Here is a 17,476-nt window from a genome sequence, read left to right as displayed (position 1 = left end):
TGAATTACTTCATGTTGACGGGAACTTTCAAACCTTCTGCTGAGAGTCTGCCGTCTGGCTGAATGGATTCACCTTCGATGAAGGAACGCAACATCCAAGCCATTTGCTCATGTTGTTCCATCAAGCCGGTGAGGAAATCAGCGGTACCTTGATCGTGGAAGTTATCACCGCACTGATCGATGTGTTCGCGCAGGTTGCGGATAACCAGTTCGTGATCTGACACGAGGTTTTCTACCATGTGAAATGCGTTGGGAAGAGTACCCGGATCTTCTTTAATAGAAGCGTACTTCAGGAAGCCTTCCGCAGTTCCTACGGGATAACCACCCAAGGCGCGAACTCGCTCAGCGATCGCATCAATGCTTTCCGTCAACGCGGTGTAGTGTTCTTCCCATAGCTGGTGCAGGGAGCGGAACTGAGGGCCAACCACATCCCAGTGGTACTTTTTGGTTTTGATCAATAGCAGGTAGGCATCCGACAGATCTTTATTTAATAAATCCGTCACGCCTTGACGCTGCTCTTCTGTTAAACCTATGTTTAAAGGACGCATAATTGTTGTGTTCTCCAGCGATAATCACTCTTACTAGTGCAACAAATCTATACAGGGGATTCATCAGCCAAAGGGGAGATTAGTCGAGCGCTTGATATTGCGTGGGTTTGAACGTAGTCAGATGGGTAGGCTCAAGCTTTGGATATAGCACTGACTTTGACGCGGTGCAGCAGTTTCTCTCCTTGGCGGTAGCCGAGATTACTGACTTTCACAATTTCTCCAGGTTGAGCAGTTCCTTTAATGAGTTGATGGAACTGCGGATCGTAAGGGAGTTCTGCACCGACAGATGCGATCGCTTCCACTCCCCATTGAGAAAGCATCTGTTGCACAGGTCGGACTAATGGCAGCAATTTCACAGCTTCCATCTGGGGATTCTCTAAAGCTCTGGCGGCTGCGGTAGGCCAATACAACAAAAAAGATTCTAAAACTTGCAGACTCGACATCTGGAATTCCTGCATTAAAGTTTCTCGCTGCTGTTCTAAGAGCGATCGCAGCAGCTGATACTCTTGCTGTAAAGACGCCAACTCATGCTCCCGATTTATCTGCTCTCCCAGCGCTGGCGGTTTCCTATCCCCAAAGGTGGTCAGTAACTCGGTTACTGACACTTTCAACGCTTGGGAGAGCTTGATTAGGGTTTCTACTCGCATCTGCGAAACTTGTCCCAGTCGCAGTCGCTTGACTTGTCGTTCTGAAACTCCAGCTTGCCGACTCAAGGCTTTAAAACTGGAAATCCCCGCCAGTTGCATGAGTTGCTGTAACTGGTGAGCAAATTGCTGTACGGAATCTGCTTCGTTTACCACGTTTGCTTTTTCAGTTAGCCCCCGCAGGTGCGCTTTAATGGTTGAAAGCTCCTAGGGGCACACCGCTTGTGCGCCCCATCTGACAGCTAATTTAGTGTTTGCTGGCAACTGCTTGTCTTGTGCCAACAGAGGTTAGCGTTCCAGTTTGCAGATGCGCTTCTAAGAACCACAACCGCTTATCAATGGCGCGAGACACTTCTGTGTAAAGGTCTGCGGTATCGGCATCGCCTAAATCGGCTGAAGCATCAATATTTTGGCGCAGCGACTTGGCATAAGGTGCAAAGCGTTCCGCCAACGCGATAATGTGGTCTTTGCCGTCGATGATATCAATCGGATACTCTGGCAAGATAGACGCAGCTACCGCCATCCGAGCCGTTCCCATTGCCAACCCTCCTAGAGCGGTGACTCTTTCGGCAAATAGATCGGTGAATTCTTCCAACTCAGTGGCGATTTCATCAAAAAGTTGGTGTAACTGGTAGAAGTCCATCCCTTTGACATTCCAGTGCGCTTGCTTTACCTGAGTTTTTAGGTCAAGGGTGGTTGCTACGGTTTGGTTTAGAAGCTCGATTACTTTAGAGCGAGTTTCTGCGGCAATGTCAATGCTAGTTGGGTATAGACGTTGATGATGATTGATACTACTCATATTCCTTGATCCTTTTAGATGGAAGTGTATAGAAAAGCACAGACTTTTGTAGATTATCTTTGCACGCTTAGGACAAGATAAACTGCGATCGAGGATACTAATTCGCAGTACAGGCTGAATTTTGAGCTGGAAAGCTTGTTTTTGAATACTCAAGCTAAATGCATTCTTAGAACAGAGCGCGGTGCGCGGCGAATCCGGCAAGAAATTGTTTCTTGACCTAAGCGCTGACAAGCTTCAAATCGATGACAGCCGGAAAAACCATAGTATTCTCCATCTACTTCCAGCACGTCGATGGGTTCTTGCTGACCGATTTCTTGAATGGATTCCATCAAAGCCGCTACTTTGGCTTGGTCAGTTTGTCGCGGCAGAGGACGATGAATCTTTTGCAGGGGTATTTCTTGCACCCTTACCATAGGACGAGTAGCTGTCTCCATCTGTTGTTTCTTTCTAAATCATACTCGGAATGACTTCGACTTGACAACTGGATACTTTAAATTAAGCTGAAGATTGTCGTTCATCCCCGATCTATTCGTCCTGGCGTCTATCACAATAGATGGAACAACTAGCTGCGTAGGTTGAGACAAAATATAGAGTCAGCTTTGAAGAAAAATCTTCTATCCTCAGATAGTCCATGCAAAAAAAGGGATGTACCTTGAGGCAGAATTTGGTAAAAACCAAATCGCAAAGTCGGAAATTCACTCGTCCGGCTGGGATGGGAAAACGTTTAGGTCACTGGTCCCGCACCATTTTGACGGTGTTTGGGCTGATAGGACTCACAGCGGCGTCTGGACCGGCACCCAGTAGCAATGATGTGGAACTGAAAGTGGGGGTTGTGCAGCGATTTGGTGAGGAACCCGACCAAATGACGTTGCAGGCAACATCGGGCGATCGCTTGATGTTGCGCTTTAATACAGGCGATCGCCAACAAACCCTGCAAACCACCAGTGCCAAGCTAGAAGTGACCATGCAACCTCTACCAGCACCTGCTTTAGAGGAACGGCTTGTCCTGGGCATTTATCGGAGTTTTGAGATGGCGGAAGACAGTGCCAAAGCGTGGCAAGCCAAGGGAATTGAGGTTGAGGTAGCGCAGCCGGAACGCTGGCAGGTGTGGGCAAAACGCGATGTTTATAAAACGCCTTTAGTGCGCCGCTGGCTGTTGCAGAACCTTCAAGCTCAAGGCGATCGCGCTGCGTATTTGGAGACGGAAGTGGTGCAGAAAGTGCCCAAAGCGTCTCTCGTGGTGAATGGTTTTCGGTACGATCGCGACCAGATAGAGATTATCCCTGGCAAAAACCCGATCCAGGTGACAAAAGGCAAAAACTCGAAAAATAGCGTTCTCTACGCTGGCTCGTTGCGGCTGCAACCCAACGCTTACGGCACTTACACCCTGGTCAATCAAGTACCGTTAGAAATTTATCTGCGGGGCGTTGTACCGCACGAACTGGACGGCGGTGCCCCCTATGCGGCGGCGGAAGCGCAGGCAATCATTGCTCGGACTTATGCACTGCGGAACTTACGGCGGTTTACAGTGGATGGGTACGAACTGTGTGCAGACACCCACTGCCAAGTTTACAAGGGTCTCACCGGCACTGTACCGACGACAGACAAAGCGATCGCGGCGACGAAAGGTCAAGTGCTAACTTACCAGAATGAACTGGTGGATGCCCTTTATTCCAGTACCAGCGGTGGCATCAGTGCGCCCTTTAATGATGTCTGGAATGGCCCAGATCGCCCGTATCTCCAAGCCGTGGTAGATTCATCTGGGACAATTTGGAACCCGCAGTTGTCTTTGGCTCAAGAACAAAATTTCCAGCGGTTTATCAGCCTGAAACAAGGATTTCACGAAACTGGCGGCAATTGGTTTCGCTGGAGTAAAGCCAGCAGTATCGCTCAGATTACCCAAGATTTGCAGCTTTATCTCAAGCGGACAAAGACTCCCCATACTCCCTTTAAAGCAATTAAGCAATTGCGGGTAGCAGAGCGATCGCCCTCCGGACGGATTATCCGACTGGCGGTGCAAACCGACACCGGCGTGGTTGAGATCCATAAGGATGATATCCGCAGTGCCTTCCGACCACCCCGCAGCACCCTTTTCTATCTACAGCCTATCTATGGCGCAGACAAAACCGTAAAAGGTTATGCCTTTACTGGGGGCGGATTGGGGCATGGCGTCGGCATGAGCCAAACCGGCGCATTCAATTTAGCGAAAGCGGGTTGGTCAAGTCAGCAGATTCTCAACTTCTACTATCCTGGTGCCCAAATTCAGCCTCTTAATCAGTCCATTACCTTCGGCCCGGATCAAAATACAAAAGCGTTGCCCAACTCCTGAAAACAATCAAGCAGGGACACTGGAAGAGTGTCCCTGCTAAAAAGCTTAGAAGTTGTCAGTTATTTGGCGGCGGGTTTAATCCAGATATCTGTAAATAGTCCATCCTATCGATCAACCCGCCCATACAAGTCAGTTGCTGGTTTGAAAAGACGCCAATAATAGCGCGTCTTTTACTGATATCCGTTGTACGTTGTTTTTTCTTGTCTGCGATCGCTGACAACCAACCACTGACTGGTTTTCTTAATAGAGTTCTTCTTCTTGGTGGGTCATGATGGTGCAATCCGACTTGGGATAAGCCACGCAAGTCAGGACATAGCCAGCTTCAATCTGATCGTCATCCAGGAAAGACTGGTCAGATTGATCGATATCACCCTCAGTCACTTTGCCAGCGCAGGTTGAACAAGCACCAGCGCGACAGGAGTAGGGCAGATCGAGACCTTGATCTTCTGCGGCGTCAAGAATATAGACGTCGCCTTCAACTTCAATCGTGGTGTCCAGCCCTTCGGCTTCGTTAATTAACCTTACTTTATAAGCCATGTAGCGTTCCTCTCAAGTAGTCGAAATGGCAGTAGTAATTCAGAGTAGAGCGACCTTCCTCGCTAGACTAAGCTCAGGTAAAGGTTTGCTTACTAGGTTCACTTCCTCTTTAGATACTACGGGAAAAACCAGAGCCTTCAACACGAGATCAATAGATGGTGTGAATGGTATTCGTAATAAACTTTTAAGATTCAATCCTAATTACTTATACTTATCAATGGAATGGTAGACCAGTGATACGATGTTCAGCTGACAATTCCTCAAGAACATCGAGATACCTTCTTCGGGGTAAATATATTAGCTGTAATTATAGAAAGAATTAATAACAACAATTAATCTTTAAATTCAGACAGATGAACTGAAAAATTTAGAGATTAATCACCGGATGATTTTTTACTGTTAGCAACAACACATTTTTAAAATGCCAACATCAGTGTCTCATCCTGCGTGGTCTGGCAAGCTCCCAATCGGTGTCGGGCTGGTGGGAACTGGATATGCAGCTAAACTCCGGGCGCAAACATTTCAATCCCAAGATAGAACCCAGCTAGTAGCCGTTGCCGGACATACCCCAGACAGCATAAAGGAATTTAGTCAAACCTACTCTTGCCAAGCCGTTTCATCTTGGGAAGATTTAGTGGGGCGCGAGGATATCGATTTGATCGTCATCTGCACGGTGAACCAGCAGCATGGAGCGATCGCGCGTGCCGCACTTGAAGCTGGCAAACACGTTATTGTCGAATATCCGCTGTGCTTGGACGTTGCCGAAGCAGAAGCACTCATTGCCTTAGCACGCGATCGCAATCAACTCCTGCACGTCGAGCATATAGAAATTTTGGGCGGTTTGCATCAAGCACTGCGGCAATCCTTACCCGAAATTGGAGAAGTCTTTTACGCCCGCTACAGCACCATCAATCCCCAGCACCCAGCACCCCAACGCTGGACTTATCACCCAGAATTGTTTGGTTTTCCTCTGTGCGGTGCCCTCTCTCGCATCCATCGCCTAACTGATTTGTTTGGAACTGTTGCTACCGTTAGCTGTCAAGCACGGTATTGGGGCGAGGGGGCGTTCTACCAATCCTGTTTTTGCACAGCCCAGCTAAAGTTTACTAGCGGCGTGGTTGCAGAGGTGATTTATGGAAAAGGGGAAAATCTCTGGCAACCATCCCGAAGTTTTGAGGTTCACGGAGAACAGGGGGGATTAATTTTCGATGGAGATGAGGGCAAGCTAATCAAAGAGAACGAGACAACACCAATTGAAGTGGCAGGGCGTCGGGGTTTATTTGCCAAAGACACCAGCATGGTTTTAGACCACTTGATTGAAGGCACACAGCTGTATGTCACCCCAGAGGCTAGCTTATACGCCCTCAAAGTTGCCGATGCCGCCCGTCGTTCAGCAGAAACTGGGCAGACAATTTTAGTTTAAGCGCTGTTAGGGTAGTCAATTAACTTTGTGTTAACGCACTTTGTAACGCCTGCTCAACTTGAAGAGTATCTCTGCCAGATTTTATGAAAATATTTACATTTCTTGCGTTAAAAAAGCTTTCCTTTTCTACTTGCGACTCGCTACATTTTTAAAACCAGCCACTTCCGCTAAAGTGTACAGGGGTCTGCCTTTGACTTCTTCGTAGATGCGCCCAATATATTCTCCTAGGATACCGATACTTACCAGTTGCACGGCACCGAGAAAGAAAATTGCTACCAGAATCAGGGTAAACCCGGTTAAAGGAGAATTGGGGACAAAAATGCGCCAATACAGAACTAATATTGCCATCACCAGAGCGATCGCTGCCGCGAATAAGCCGACATAAGTAGATAGCCGCAGCGGTACTTTTGAGAAGGAGACTAATCCATTCACTGCCAAGGACAAAGATTTACTGAAAGTGTACTGCACCTCGCCAGCAAAGCGGGGGTGACGCTCGAAGTAGACGGCGGTTTGGGGAAAGCCGACCCAAGAACGCAGTCCCCGGATATAACGATTGCGCTCAGGCATCGAATTAAGGATATCTGCGACTTGTCGATCCATTAGACAGAAATCGCCTGTATCGGTAGGGATGTCTACATTTGCCAGACGCTTGAGAAGACGATAAAACACATAGGCGGTGAAGCGCTTGAACCAGCCTTCTTTGTGGCGTTTGATGCGCTGAGCATAGACGACTTGATAGCCTTGTTGCCATTTTTCCACCATGTCTGGAATTAATTCTGGGGGATCTTGTAAGTCGGCATCAAGGATAACAATTGCTTCACCCCGAACAAAATTAAGACCTGCGGTGACAGCAATCTGATGACCGAAATTGCGGGCAAGGCTCAGATAGCAAACTCGCGGATCTTTTTCATGCAATTCGCGCAGCATTTGCAAAGAGCGATCGCGACTGCCATCGTTGACTAAAATTAGCTCCGTTGGGGCATCTAGCCGCTCCATCACCGCACTCATCCGCCGATAAAGTTCGGGGATGCTTTTCTCTTCGTTATAGATGGGAATGATGAAGGAATATTTGGGGTTCATAATTAGCTGTTAACGATTCGCCAATAACTTTTAGTGAATCGCTGTCATTGGTCAAGTGTCATTACTTATTCGCTCTTCGTCAATCGCAAAGGACTGATGACTAAGTAGGATAACTGAATTTAATCCTGTCATTTTGTCGTTTGGATTGAGGGACAAAACCATACATTGATAAGGTTTGATGAGTAACGCTTAGTCGCCCTACTCATCCGGCAAATAATTAAGTCCCTCTATTTAATGACTAATCGCTAACAGCTACGAATTATCGTTCCAATTTGTTAGGAATGCCTTCGCAACCACCGGGAATTGTGGCTCTGGTTTTTTCGCCACCCCAAGCACAACAATATTGGCGCAGTTCTTCCGAGAGTCCCTCAACGTCGGTGAAGTCGGCATTTTCTACTACAGCGCCCGTATAAGCACCTGTTTTGTAGTTAGCGTAGGGAGGTTGAGTATGAGTGCGAGGGGTCGCAGTTTCCCCCGGACCATAGAACAAGCGGGTGGCTTTGAAATCGGCACCGGCAAGATTCGCTTCATACAAGATGGTGCGAGAGAAATTAGCCTTGACTAAATCGCAATTGCTTAAGTTAGCACCAACAAGATTGGCTTCGCTTAAGTCTGTGCGGCGCAAGTCGGTGCCAGACAAATCTGCCTTCGCTAACATGACTCCTAAGTCGATAACGCGCACGCCGTTGACGCGGTCTTCTGCATAGCCTCCCAGTCCGTCAAAGATAGCTCGACCTAGGCGGCGATCGCGTTCTAGGGGAGTTAGCAATTTAGAACTGGACAAGAACCGCAGAATTTTGGCTTTCCCGCTGGCGTCTACACTGCTCAAGATAGCGGCGGTACGCCCTTCGGCTAGTAACCGCTCTTGAGGCCAATCTTCGAGCAATCCTTCTTCATCTAATACTAGGTCGGAGATGCCCTGAAAATAAGTATCGATCGTCTGCTGCTGAGTAATCAGGTTTTGCTGAATGGTCAGGGAGTTTTGCTGAATGGTCAAGTCTCTGGAAATAATGTACTGTCGCCACGCCACGTATACGGCGATGACGGCAATGAAAATTTGCCCTACAGCTCCTGTCCATTCTGCCAGGGAACCGAGTTCATCCCATTTTTGCTGGTTCAACCACTTGCCGATGTTTTGGTTGATACCAGAAAACTTGAGCAAGCTGATGAGCGATAAGATTGTTCCGACGATGGCGACGATGACAGCTCGCTGTTTTGGCGGTAGCATCTCATCCAGCACGGGTTCCAAACCAAGCCATAGCATCCGCAGCGATACGACTAGCCCGACGATCGCTCCTGATATCCCGATCCAGAAGTTATTAATCGCTAACCCTAGGATGACTAAGGCGATCGCTATCAGGACGATGGGCGTTCCTTGCGGAACAACTGGATTCTTTTTGGACAGCACCAGCGATCGCGGCATGGTAGCCAAATGTTGCTCGTATTGGTTCCGTCCGGACGGTGTCAGCGATTGCATCTGCGACGGGCTGTTCACAGCAGGTCTGTTACCATTGCCACTATCTTGAGCGTTTGACGGTGAATTGGACTGGGAAGGATTAGGCTCTGTCGTCATTGTGTTAATTCGTCAAGCAGGCGCAGTAAACCCATGCTTTATGGTAGCGGCTGTGGCAGTCAACAAGATTTTATCTAATAGAGCAGGCAAGTGTTAAGGGCAAATGGCGCTGAATGCGATCGCTCTGTTTCCTCTTTTTCCTGTAGTTCGAGAAAGGCGCGATCGCTATCATAAAACAAGCAACTCAACAGAAACCAGGAGAATAATCCATGAATACCCAATTAGTTGAATCCCTAGTCCAAGTTATTTTATCTCTGCCACCGGATGAGCGATCTCTACTTGAAGAAAAACTATTTAGCAATATACCCTACCCTTCAACCCTTGAATTAGCGCACCTTGTACAAAGCGGAGGAGCTTTTGATTTTCTCCACAATGAACCTGATATTTACACCCTCGAGGATGGAGAAGCAATCTAGTGAGACTTAAAAAAGGAGATATTGTCCTAGTTAATTTTCCCTTTACAGACTTAAGTACAACAAAATTACGTCCTGCGTTAGTGCTGACGGCAAGTTCTGCAATAGATGAAGTGACTCTTTGCTTCATTTCCTCTCAAAATGCCACCAGCTTAAGTCTTGAAGAATTTGCTCTCAATATTTCAGACGCAGAATTTTCCTGCACGGGATTGCTAGTTTCTTCTAAAGTTAGGGTAACTCGAATTGCTACCCTTGAACGTAGATTAACCTGAGTTCGGGATAAGGAGGGGACAAGCGAGTAAGCTAAAAGTCATCACACAACAGCTTTACAGGCTCGTCCCATGCTTAGTCTAGAAGAACTTTTTTGCTCTGTCGATGATTTCTGCCTTCTTTTTGAACCTTTGTGGCATAAACAACTGATGAGGGATGCACTCAAACATCGCCACCGCCATCGTCAACTGTGCCTGAGCGAAATTATGACCATCGAGATTGCATTTCATCAATCTCATTACCGGAATTTTAAAGCGTTTTACCAAGAGAAGGTACATGGACAGTGGAGTGCAGCCTTTCCCAAGTTGGTGAGTTATCAACGCTTTGTAGAATGGATGCCTTCCACCCTGATTCCTTTAAGTACCTATCTACACAGTTGTTTTGGTCAGTGTACAGGTGTGTCTGTAATGGACTCGACCAAGATTGCGGTCTGTCATAACCGACGAATCAAAAGCCACAAGGTGTTCAAGGATATCGGCAGGCGAGGTAAGACTTGTGTAGATTGGTTCTTCGGCTTTAAACTACATCTGGTTTGTAATGACCAAGGGGAACTGCTGAATATCGCTGTCACTGCTGGCAATATAGATGACCGTAAGCCTGTGCTGACTCTACTCAAAGGGTTGTCTGGTAAGGTGGTGGCTGACCGAGGGTATATATCGCAAAAGTTGTTTGAGCAGCTATTAACCCAGATGGGGATTCAACTGATTACTAAGCCGAAGCGCAATATGAAGAATAAGCTGATGCCACTGATAGATAAGCTGCTTATCCGCAAACGCTCCATAATTGAGACAATTATCGACCAATTGAAAAACATCTCTCACATTGAGCATTCTAGGCATCGCAGTCCGGTCAATTTCTTGGTGAATTTGGTCTGTGGATTAATTGCCTATTGCCATCAGCCTAAGAAGCCCTCTCTCAATATCAATGCGTTTTTCCTCCCTCCGGCTTAACCCGAACTCAGGTTAGATTAATCATCAGACGCTTAGGAGAGTTGGGTATTCTGCAAATGCAACAATTGAACGAAGTGATGATTCGGGCATTTCAAATAATGTAACTTGTGCAATCAGCAGCCAGAAATCCGCTGTTTTCTTTCCTCTGCTCCCTAGGGAGTCGTCTGGGGTTCGATAAAACCCTTACAACCCCAAATCTACCGCCACGCGATGGGCACAAGCAAAACCAGAAAATGCCACCGCATTTAAACCCTGCCCTGGAAACGTACTGTCTCCCACACAATAAAGTCCCGAAATCGCAGTTCGATTGAATGGCATTCCCAATAGTCCTAATAACTTGTTTCTAGGAATTGGGCCATACGTCCCATCTGCACGACCTAAAAAGCGCCGATGCGTGCGGGGCGTCCCGACTTCCAGATAATCTAACCCTGCATCTAAACCGGGGAAAATCTTCTCTAGCCGCTCAATGATTCGTCCTGCTGCCTCTTCCTTTTTCTGTTCATATTCGCTAGAAGAAAGTCCCTGCCAATTTTCAATCCAATCAGGGGTAAAGGCGTGCAGAATATGATGACCTTCTGGTGCTAAATCCGGATCGAGTAACGTAGGAATCGACAAAAAGATCGTGCCTTGCGCCGCTTCCATCTTCTGCCAATCTTCTAGCAAAATGTGGTGACAATCAGTACCAAGCGGCAGCACATCTGCCTTAACGCCTAAGTGCAAACTTAAGAAACCCGGCGATTTCTGATAACGATTTTGCCACTTCTTCTCAGCCGCTGGCATTTCTTCCGCTGGCAGTAACTTCTCGAAAGTATCCCAGCGCGTTGCATTGGAAATAATCCGCTTGGCTCCATAGACTTTTCCATTTGCCAACTCGACGCCTACCGCTCGACCTTCTTGGGTAATAATTTTCGTCACCTTGGCTTTGTACTGAATCTGTCCCCCAGCTTTTTCCAGTCCCTCCACCAGTTTTTGGGCGATTTGCCCTACACCCCCTTTAGGATAGTTAATGCCGCCGTAGTGCCGGTCTGAGAACACCATCCCTGCATTAATCATCGGTGTCCGGTCAGCGGGGACAACTGACCAGCAGTAGCACTCCATGTCGATAAACTTCAGTAGCTGCGGGTCTTTGATGTATCGCCTTGCAATATCACCAGCATTTTGAGGCAAATACTTTACCAAGCCGAGACAGGCTAAGGGATGCTGAAAAAATGCCCGTGTCAGATACCGGGGTTCTTCCAACGACAGCAATTCCATCGCATTCAGGCAGTTGAAAACTTTCCAGCATTCGTCGTAGAAGCGTCGAATCCCTTCCCGTTCGTGGGGGAAGTAGGCAGTGAGTTCTTGCAAAAACTTCTCATAATTGCGATGAACTTTTAGATCCAAACCGGCGGGAAGATGGTAGTGAATCTGGACGGAATCGGGGATGGTTTCCAGACTGACATTCACAGCATCTAGAGCGCGGGTGAGCAGATTGGTGGTGCCCTGAGTCCCAAACCCAAAAATCATCGACGCCCCTACGTCAAACCGATATCCCTGCCGCTCAAAGTATCCGGCACTGCCACCTGGAATTAAGTAGCTTTCCAGTACGAGAACTTCAGCGCCTTTCGCTGCCAGTTGGGTGGCTGTCACCAGCCCTCCAATTCCAGAGCCAATCACGATGGCATCAAACGTTTGTGCAGTTGGAGATTTAACGGTAGTTGAAGGCATGAGGCAGCAGTAAGGGAAAATTTTACTCATTTCAATCCCTATTAGGGATTAACACAAAAATGCCCCGCTGCCAACAACTCAACCAATAACTCAAGCCCTTTGGTGTCTAATTTATCTCACCAGACTCATATGAGCGACTGCATGAGCTAAAGGCTGCTTTTATTGGGCTTGTGTCTTGCCTCTTAAAAAAAATGGGGACTAGCTTGCTACTGCTAACCAGCCCCACCTGCCGATCCTTAATGAGAGGAGAACACTGAAAATAAATATAGCCTTGTTGAAAATATATGTCAATACTATTGCAAGTTATTTTCAATAGAAAAAACCAAGTTAGTTGGAATTGTGGGCTTTTCGTTACCCCACAAATGCTTTTGGCGTGGGGTTTGGTGACAAAGAAACCGAACCCAGAATCAATCTGGGTTTTCAGACATCCCAGGAGGTTCTATGATAGGTCAGGTCTTTGAGCTGGCATCTGACTGCCAAAATCGCAATTATGACTCTCCAACTGCGTGTCTATGTTCCTCCCCATCCACTGATTAAACATTGGCTGGCTGTTGCTCGTGATGCTGCGACGCCATCGGTGCTGTTTAAAAGCGCGATGACGGAACTGGGGCGCTGGCTGACTTATGAGGCAACTAGAGAATGGTTGCCGACGATAGAAACAACCGTACAGACGCCCCTGGCTGAATGTCCTGCTACATTTATCAATCCAGAGGTGCCACTGGTTGTGGTGCCGATTTTACGGGCAGGATTGGGGTTATTAGACGGGGCGCAGACGTTGCTGCCTTTGGCATCGATTTACCATATCGGTTTGGTGCGGGATGAGAAAACCCTGGAAGTTAGCTGTTATCTGAATAAATTGCCGGAACGGCTTGACCCTCAAACGCGGGTTTTAATTTGCGATCCGATGCTGGCGACGGGTGGAACCATGATGAGGGCGATCGCAGAACTGACACAGCGAGGCGTTGACCCAGCTTTAATGCGGATTATTTCGGTTGTAGCAGCGCCACCCGCCCTGCAACAGCTTTCTGTCGCGTATCCGGGCTTGGTTGTCTATACGGCAATGATTGATGAGGGTTTGAACAGCCACGGGTATATTGTACCGGGGCTGGGAGATGCAGGCGATCGCACGTTTGGCACCTGACGCGGTATCCAAAGCGGTATCCAACGCACGATCCAAAAGATGAGCAATCAAAGATGAAATCTGTGTTCAGATTTCTTACTTAGGACGACTGACAACTGAACAGATGACTCCTTAGACTGGTAGGCATCGAGGTCAGCAAAAAGTTAACCTGAAAACAGTTGCAACAAGAAAAAAAACAACGGTAATTTTAAGATGAGTCAGCGCGATAGTTTTGGCAGTGGATTTCTGGCTGGAACGATAGTTGGCGGTCTAGTCGGTGGAATTGTCGGAGCGCTGGTTGCTTCTGGACGCGCGTCCGAAACTGACACAACTGACGCCTCTCTGCTCAATCCTGGCTCGTCAGAAGCGAAGTTGAGCAAGGGGAAAAAGCGTCAGCTAAAGGATTCAGAAAGTATTGAATTTGCACGGCGAGGCTTAGAGGATAAAATTGCTCAGTTAAATGCAGCAATTGATGAAGTCCGGACACAGCTAGGCACTGTAAATGGCAAAAGTACAGAACTAGAGCGGGAGCGATTTTCTTCCTCAGATACAGCACGAATTTCTGAAAGGGGTCGTTCCCTAGGAACATCGCTTAATCAAGATTCCTAAGTTTCAATCCGGTAAATCCGTTAAACTGTCTTCAAGTTTCAAGCGTTCACCAATTTTAACAAGGAACCTTCAACACCGATGAATTCTTCAGCTGAATTACTGATCAATACGATCTCCACCTTTCTGAACATGTATATGTTCATATTGATTGTACGGATTCTTTTAACTTGGTTTCCGACAGTCAATTGGATGAACCAGATAGCTTCTACCTTGAGTCCAATTACAGACCCTTACCTCAACCTTTTTCGCTCGATTATTCCGCCGTTGGGTGGTCTGGATATCTCCCCGATTTTAGCGATTTTTGTGCTGCAAATTCTGGCTGGATTGTTCTCCAGCATTCAATTCACTCCGGGTTTTTAGGGTCAAAGGATTTTAGATTTGGATTTTGGAGTGAATCTATAATCTAAAATCCTTGCAATCAGATGTTAACGGCGGGCTTGTTAACGGCGGACTGTACCGTTAAATCCAGCGGCTTTGAATTGCTTGAGCTGTAAGGGTGTCGGCTGGTTTGCAGCAACCGAGATCCTGAGTTCAAAATCGCTGACTCCAGGCGGTACTTCTTCGATCGAACCGAGGCGCGTTCGGTTTTGCATTACCGAGTCGCCATTCGCGTCGTAAATGCGACCAAAAATATCGGCGTTGTAGACATATTTATCAGAGTCATTTTGAGCTTTGCCGGTAACAATGTAGCAACTCGCAGCTCTGGAAGCGCCGGTACTCATAACCGCCCCATCTGCTAACTCAGATGGGCAGTCATGGTAGGAAAGTTCAGACAGTTTAATCTGTGTCAATGCCAAAGCCGGAGGAGTAAACAGCAAGTTCACAACTCCGATAAGGCAAGAGATGAAAAAAATAGACACAGCTCGAAATCGCATAAACCGTACCATGACTTCAGGTTTTTTGGGAACTTCACCCCTCAGCTTAGCGCGAATCTAGTCAAACAGGAGCTTCGGGATATCTTGACAATTCTGCGATAATAGGGGATCGCCCTTAATGAGCGCTCTAAGTCTGGGCATTCCCACTCAGAATCACCGAGATAGCTCTGCTGTGTGGCGATCCATTCCAAAGTAAGGAATTGATTGTGACCCGATCTGAGATTGAAGCGGCACTGCAAGCAGCATTTAGTCTATGTGAGGAGGCTGTATATCCTCTCAGCGATATGCAGAAGCAAATTCTGCTGCAAGTTCTTGTCAAGGAACTGCTGGGTGCCCAAGGGGAGAACCCGGCGAGTGGTGATGAAAATGCCGATGGTGCGAATCCATTGGAGGAACTTACAGCAGAACAAGTCAAAGCTTTACTGCAATTTGTCAAGGAACAAGAAAGACAAAATCGCTCTTGGAAGATTACCTTACTCAATGACTGGTTAAATAATCAAGATTCGGGAGCGATGCAATTTTTACGCGATCGCTATGGCTTTGGGTGGCTCTATCGCATTCAGCCGGTTCATCTGGCTGAGTATTATGAGCGGGAGGGCAAGCAAGGGTTAAAGCTGAAAGTAGGCGATCGCATTGAGGTTTCTAATGGTCTGTGGGAGTGGGTGCAAGAAAACGGCCCCTGTAGCCGCGAATGGTTTCCCTGCACGGTGGTTGGGGTTTACGAGACCACAGAGAGCGGGGTCTCTCATACTAACTGCATTATCCGGTTTGAGAATGGCAGCGAGTATGAGATTCAAGGCATTTACGAATGGAATCGTTTTAACTGGCAATGGCCCAAAAATTAGAGATTCCGATTCTTGTAAAGATTAACCGCAAACTCATCCAGAATCGTGGTTCCCGATAGCTGCTGCGTTTGCGCCAACTGGTAACGAGATTGCAAAACTCGCTGGATTTCCTGCTGAATTTGCTGTTTTTCTGCCTCCGTTTTGGGAGCCTTATTCACAGGACGAGCGCTCTCTAACCAGAGAATCCGAGGATATTGCGTTGCTTGTCCGCTTGTCAGAACTTTTTCTAAAGCAGGTGCAAGGTCGGCAGGATGCTGGGCTAATAGCTGAACCGGGGCAGTGGGAGGAAGATAATAAGCCAAACGCAGAATGTGACCCCAAGCGCGGGAGTTCATCACGATTAAAGTTGGCGTTGTAGGTTCCTGTTGAATCAAATCTGCTATCTGATGGAACATCGAGCGGTTTCTCGTGCTGAAGTCCCCGATGCTGATGCCCAGATACAACAGCAGCAAACCTGCTACCGCTACTCCGCGCCAGCGTCCCGCCGCCCGTTCCAGCCATAAAGCAATTAATAGCAAGCATCCAGGCAAAACAAAAATCAGTGCCCTTCCACCGCCAAAGCCAATCGTGTATTTGCCAGCGAGAATATCCACTGCAAATGCAATGCACAGGGGCAAAATTCCCAGTGACAAAGCCATGAATAAGGTACGACGCTTTCCTTGCCGCCAGAGGCTAAAGGTACACCCGGCTAGTAACAAAATTATCAGGCACCCTGCCACAATCGCGAGGGTCGCTTCTGCGGGAGTTTTGACGACATCTCCCACCCAGTCTCCCAGTAACAAGTGACTGCTCAAGGTTTGGGTAACATCTGCGAAATGATTTCCCTTGGAAAACTGATTGCCCACTTCACCCAGACGCCCCTGCTTCCGAGTTCCCCAAACAAACCAAGGCATCCACAGCAATACACCCGCCCCCAAACGCAATCCGTGCTGCCACCACCGCCGCCGGTCAAAGATGAGGACAAAGATGCCTAGGGTCATCACCCAGTAGACAAAAAGATACTGCGTCAGCAGTCCAGCAGCGACTGAAACAATCAGAATCGCACTCCAGAGAATCGATGAGCGGTTGCTGGGATGATGGGATGATGGCGTGGCGTCTGGTTCAATTTCCCACTCGGAGGCTCGGACACTCTCTGTTGCTCCTTTTGTGTCAACCAGATGCAGCATTGCCCAGGTGCTGAGAATCGTCCATAAAATCAGCGGGCCATACATCCGGGCATTTAAAGAGTGGAATAAATAGAAAGGATTTGTACCGAGTAAGGCAGCAAAAATCAGTCCGCCGCGATGTCCCATCACAAAACGTCCTAATCCGTAAGCACCGCCAATTGCACCTACACTCAGCAATGCGCCTAGACCTCGTAAGGCAGCTTCGCTATTGCCAAATAGCTGTAGCCAGAAGTACAGGCTGAAATAAGAAAGGGGCGGATGGACATCGCCCAAGATACCTTTATAGACATCTTTGATCGTTCCTACGACATCACCGGCTCGTGGGATCAATAAAGCGCTGTAGTCCCGCAGGTTGACGGGTTGCGCTCCCGGAGCTTGATAGTCAACGCCGTGACCGCTGGCGAGGATCAGGGATAGAACTTCGTCGTACCAAAATTCTCGGCTGCCTAGATAGATAATTCTTAACAAAACAGCGATCGCGATCGCGCCTAGGAGCAACATCTCCAGCGACAACCAGCGCCGCGATGATTTAGGAACTGTGAAGCTTCGGCTCATAATATTGACGAAATTAGAATTTAGGTTAAAGTGC

The 17,476-nt window shown here is 47.8% G+C and carries 18 protein-coding genes and 1 pseudogene; 9 read left to right on the top strand and 10 right to left on the bottom strand.

Annotated features, from left to right (window positions below):
* Nucleotides 1–4: 4 nt before the first annotated feature.
* The 4 genes from NC997_RS23750 to NC997_RS23735 form a co-directional block, all read right to left on the bottom strand.
* On the bottom strand, nt 5–547 hold the full coding sequence (locus tag NC997_RS23750; RefSeq protein WP_190410457.1) for a Dps family protein: 543 nt from the start codon (nt 545–547) through the stop codon (nt 5–7).
* 131 nt (nt 548–678) lie between these two features.
* Nucleotides 679–1,293 (bottom strand): nucleotide exchange factor GrpE, encoded by a 615-nt coding sequence (gene grpE, locus NC997_RS23745; RefSeq protein ID WP_190525273.1) that lies wholly within the window; start codon nt 1,291–1,293, stop codon nt 679–681.
* 145 nt (nt 1,294–1,438) lie between these two features.
* Entirely contained in the window at nt 1,439–1,990 is a 552-nt protein-coding gene (gene dps / locus NC997_RS23740; protein WP_190525260.1) for a DNA starvation/stationary phase protection protein Dps, read from the bottom strand.
* A 149-nt stretch (nt 1,991–2,139) separates the two neighbouring features.
* On the bottom strand, nt 2,140–2,403 hold the full coding sequence (locus NC997_RS23735; protein WP_190410890.1) for a sulfiredoxin: 264 nt from the start codon (nt 2,401–2,403) through the stop codon (nt 2,140–2,142).
* Between the two features lie 299 nt (nt 2,404–2,702).
* On the opposite strand from NC997_RS23735, the gene NC997_RS23730 reads away from it, so the two are divergent.
* Nucleotides 2,703–4,319, top strand: coding sequence for a SpoIID/LytB domain-containing protein (locus NC997_RS23730; protein ID WP_242033086.1), 1,617 nt, complete (start codon nt 2,703–2,705; stop codon nt 4,317–4,319).
* A 240-nt stretch (nt 4,320–4,559) separates the two neighbouring features.
* On the opposite strand, the gene NC997_RS23725 is transcribed toward NC997_RS23730, so the two are convergent.
* Nucleotides 4,560–4,856 (bottom strand): ferredoxin, encoded by a 297-nt coding sequence (locus tag NC997_RS23725; RefSeq protein ID WP_190410460.1) that lies wholly within the window; start codon nt 4,854–4,856, stop codon nt 4,560–4,562.
* Nucleotides 4,857–5,277: 421 nt separating this feature from the next.
* Between NC997_RS23725 and NC997_RS23720 the strand changes: the two genes are divergently transcribed.
* On the top strand, nt 5,278–6,279 hold the full coding sequence (locus NC997_RS23720) for a Gfo/Idh/MocA family oxidoreductase (RefSeq protein WP_190525258.1): 1,002 nt from the start codon (nt 5,278–5,280) through the stop codon (nt 6,277–6,279).
* Between the two features lie 126 nt (nt 6,280–6,405).
* Here the strand turns inward: NC997_RS23720 and NC997_RS23715 are convergent, their stop codons facing one another.
* Entirely contained in the window at nt 6,406–7,359 is a 954-nt protein-coding gene (locus NC997_RS23715) for a glycosyltransferase family 2 protein (RefSeq protein WP_190410462.1), read from the bottom strand.
* 259 nt (nt 7,360–7,618) lie between these two features.
* A complete protein-coding gene (locus NC997_RS23710) occupies nt 7,619–8,932 on the bottom strand; it encodes a pentapeptide repeat-containing protein (protein WP_190410463.1) in 1,314 nt (437 codons plus the stop codon).
* Between the two features lie 209 nt (nt 8,933–9,141).
* On the opposite strand from NC997_RS23710, the gene NC997_RS23705 reads away from it, so the two are divergent.
* From NC997_RS23705 to NC997_RS23695, 3 genes and pseudogenes are all read left to right on the top strand, one after another.
* Nucleotides 9,142–9,348, top strand: coding sequence for a hypothetical protein (locus tag NC997_RS23705; protein ID WP_190410464.1), 207 nt, complete (start codon nt 9,142–9,144; stop codon nt 9,346–9,348).
* Nucleotides 9,348–9,611: pseudogene (locus NC997_RS23700) on the top strand (type II toxin-antitoxin system PemK/MazF family toxin); the annotation flags it as partial. The gene NC997_RS23705 and the pseudogene NC997_RS23700, both read left to right, overlap by 1 nt.
* A gap of 75 nt (nt 9,612–9,686) precedes the next feature.
* Nucleotides 9,687–10,565, top strand: coding sequence for an IS982 family transposase (locus NC997_RS23695; RefSeq protein ID WP_190525256.1), 879 nt, complete (start codon nt 9,687–9,689; stop codon nt 10,563–10,565).
* A gap of 183 nt (nt 10,566–10,748) precedes the next feature.
* Here NC997_RS23695 and crtH read toward each other — a convergent pair whose 3' ends face one another.
* Nucleotides 10,749–12,272 (bottom strand): carotenoid isomerase, encoded by a 1,524-nt coding sequence (crtH, locus tag NC997_RS23690; protein ID WP_190525272.1) that lies wholly within the window; start codon nt 12,270–12,272, stop codon nt 10,749–10,751.
* A gap of 490 nt (nt 12,273–12,762) precedes the next feature.
* On the opposite strand from crtH, the gene upp reads away from it, so the two are divergent.
* The 3 genes from upp (at nt 12,763) to NC997_RS23675 (ending at nt 14,361) form a co-directional block, all read left to right on the top strand.
* Nucleotides 12,763–13,413 (top strand): uracil phosphoribosyltransferase, encoded by a 651-nt coding sequence (gene upp / locus NC997_RS23685; protein ID WP_190431668.1) that lies wholly within the window; start codon nt 12,763–12,765, stop codon nt 13,411–13,413.
* A gap of 192 nt (nt 13,414–13,605) precedes the next feature.
* Nucleotides 13,606–14,001, top strand: coding sequence for a hypothetical protein (locus NC997_RS23680; protein ID WP_190525255.1), 396 nt, complete (start codon nt 13,606–13,608; stop codon nt 13,999–14,001).
* A gap of 78 nt (nt 14,002–14,079) precedes the next feature.
* Complete coding sequence (locus NC997_RS23675) at nt 14,080–14,361, top strand: YggT family protein (RefSeq protein WP_190410467.1); 282 nt, start codon at nt 14,080–14,082, stop codon at nt 14,359–14,361.
* A gap of 80 nt (nt 14,362–14,441) precedes the next feature.
* Here NC997_RS23675 and NC997_RS23670 read toward each other — a convergent pair whose 3' ends face one another.
* A complete protein-coding gene (locus NC997_RS23670; protein WP_190410892.1) occupies nt 14,442–14,876 on the bottom strand; it encodes a hypothetical protein in 435 nt (144 codons plus the stop codon).
* A 206-nt stretch (nt 14,877–15,082) separates the two neighbouring features.
* On the opposite strand from NC997_RS23670, the gene NC997_RS23665 reads away from it, so the two are divergent.
* A complete protein-coding gene (locus tag NC997_RS23665; protein WP_190410468.1) occupies nt 15,083–15,721 on the top strand; it encodes a hypothetical protein in 639 nt (212 codons plus the stop codon).
* Here NC997_RS23665 and NC997_RS23660 read toward each other — a convergent pair.
* On the bottom strand, nt 15,718–17,442 hold the full coding sequence (locus tag NC997_RS23660) for a glycosyltransferase family 39 protein (protein WP_190525254.1): 1,725 nt from the start codon (nt 17,440–17,442) through the stop codon (nt 15,718–15,720). The genes NC997_RS23665 and NC997_RS23660 overlap by 4 nt on opposite strands.
* Between the last annotated feature and the right edge of the window lie 34 nt (nt 17,443–17,476).

Origin of the sequence: Trichocoleus sp. DQ-A2, from assembly GCF_039961915.1 — a bacterium.
Classification (GTDB): Bacteria; Cyanobacteriota; Cyanobacteriia; order Cyanobacteriales; family FACHB-T130; genus FACHB-T130.
This window is presented reverse-complemented; position numbering and strand designations above follow the sequence as displayed.

Coding starts and splice junctions, on each gene's coding strand:
- NC997_RS23720 (WP_190525258.1), top strand. CDS start 5,278: ATGCCAACATCAGTGTCTCATCCTGCGTGGTCTGGCAAGCTCCCAATC.
- dps (WP_190525260.1), bottom strand. CDS start 1,990: ATGAGTAGTATCAATCATCATCAACGTCTATACCCAACTAGCATTGAC.
- NC997_RS23735 (WP_190410890.1), bottom strand. CDS start 2,403: ATGGTAAGGGTGCAAGAAATACCCCTGCAAAAGATTCATCGTCCTCTG.
- NC997_RS23730 (WP_242033086.1), top strand. CDS start 2,703: ATGGGAAAACGTTTAGGTCACTGGTCCCGCACCATTTTGACGGTGTTT.
- NC997_RS23725 (WP_190410460.1), bottom strand. CDS start 4,856: ATGGCTTATAAAGTAAGGTTAATTAACGAAGCCGAAGGGCTGGACACC.
- NC997_RS23710 (WP_190410463.1), bottom strand. CDS start 8,932: ATGACGACAGAGCCTAATCCTTCCCAGTCCAATTCACCGTCAAACGCT.
- NC997_RS23680 (WP_190525255.1), top strand. CDS start 13,606: ATGAGTCAGCGCGATAGTTTTGGCAGTGGATTTCTGGCTGGAACGATA.
- NC997_RS23660 (WP_190525254.1), bottom strand. CDS start 17,442: ATGAGCCGAAGCTTCACAGTTCCTAAATCATCGCGGCGCTGGTTGTCG.
- NC997_RS23715 (WP_190410462.1), bottom strand. CDS start 7,359: ATGAACCCCAAATATTCCTTCATCATTCCCATCTATAACGAAGAGAAA.
- NC997_RS23695 (WP_190525256.1), top strand. CDS start 9,687: ATGCTTAGTCTAGAAGAACTTTTTTGCTCTGTCGATGATTTCTGCCTT.
- crtH (WP_190525272.1), bottom strand. CDS start 12,272: ATGCCTTCAACTACCGTTAAATCTCCAACTGCACAAACGTTTGATGCC.
- upp (WP_190431668.1), top strand. CDS start 12,763: ATGACTCTCCAACTGCGTGTCTATGTTCCTCCCCATCCACTGATTAAA.
- NC997_RS23670 (WP_190410892.1), bottom strand. CDS start 14,876: ATGCGATTTCGAGCTGTGTCTATTTTTTTCATCTCTTGCCTTATCGGA.
- grpE (WP_190525273.1), bottom strand. CDS start 1,293: ATGCAACTGGCGGGGATTTCCAGTTTTAAAGCCTTGAGTCGGCAAGCT.
- NC997_RS23750 (WP_190410457.1), bottom strand. CDS start 547: ATGCGTCCTTTAAACATAGGTTTAACAGAAGAGCAGCGTCAAGGCGTG.
- NC997_RS23705 (WP_190410464.1), top strand. CDS start 9,142: ATGAATACCCAATTAGTTGAATCCCTAGTCCAAGTTATTTTATCTCTG.
- NC997_RS23675 (WP_190410467.1), top strand. CDS start 14,080: ATGAATTCTTCAGCTGAATTACTGATCAATACGATCTCCACCTTTCTG.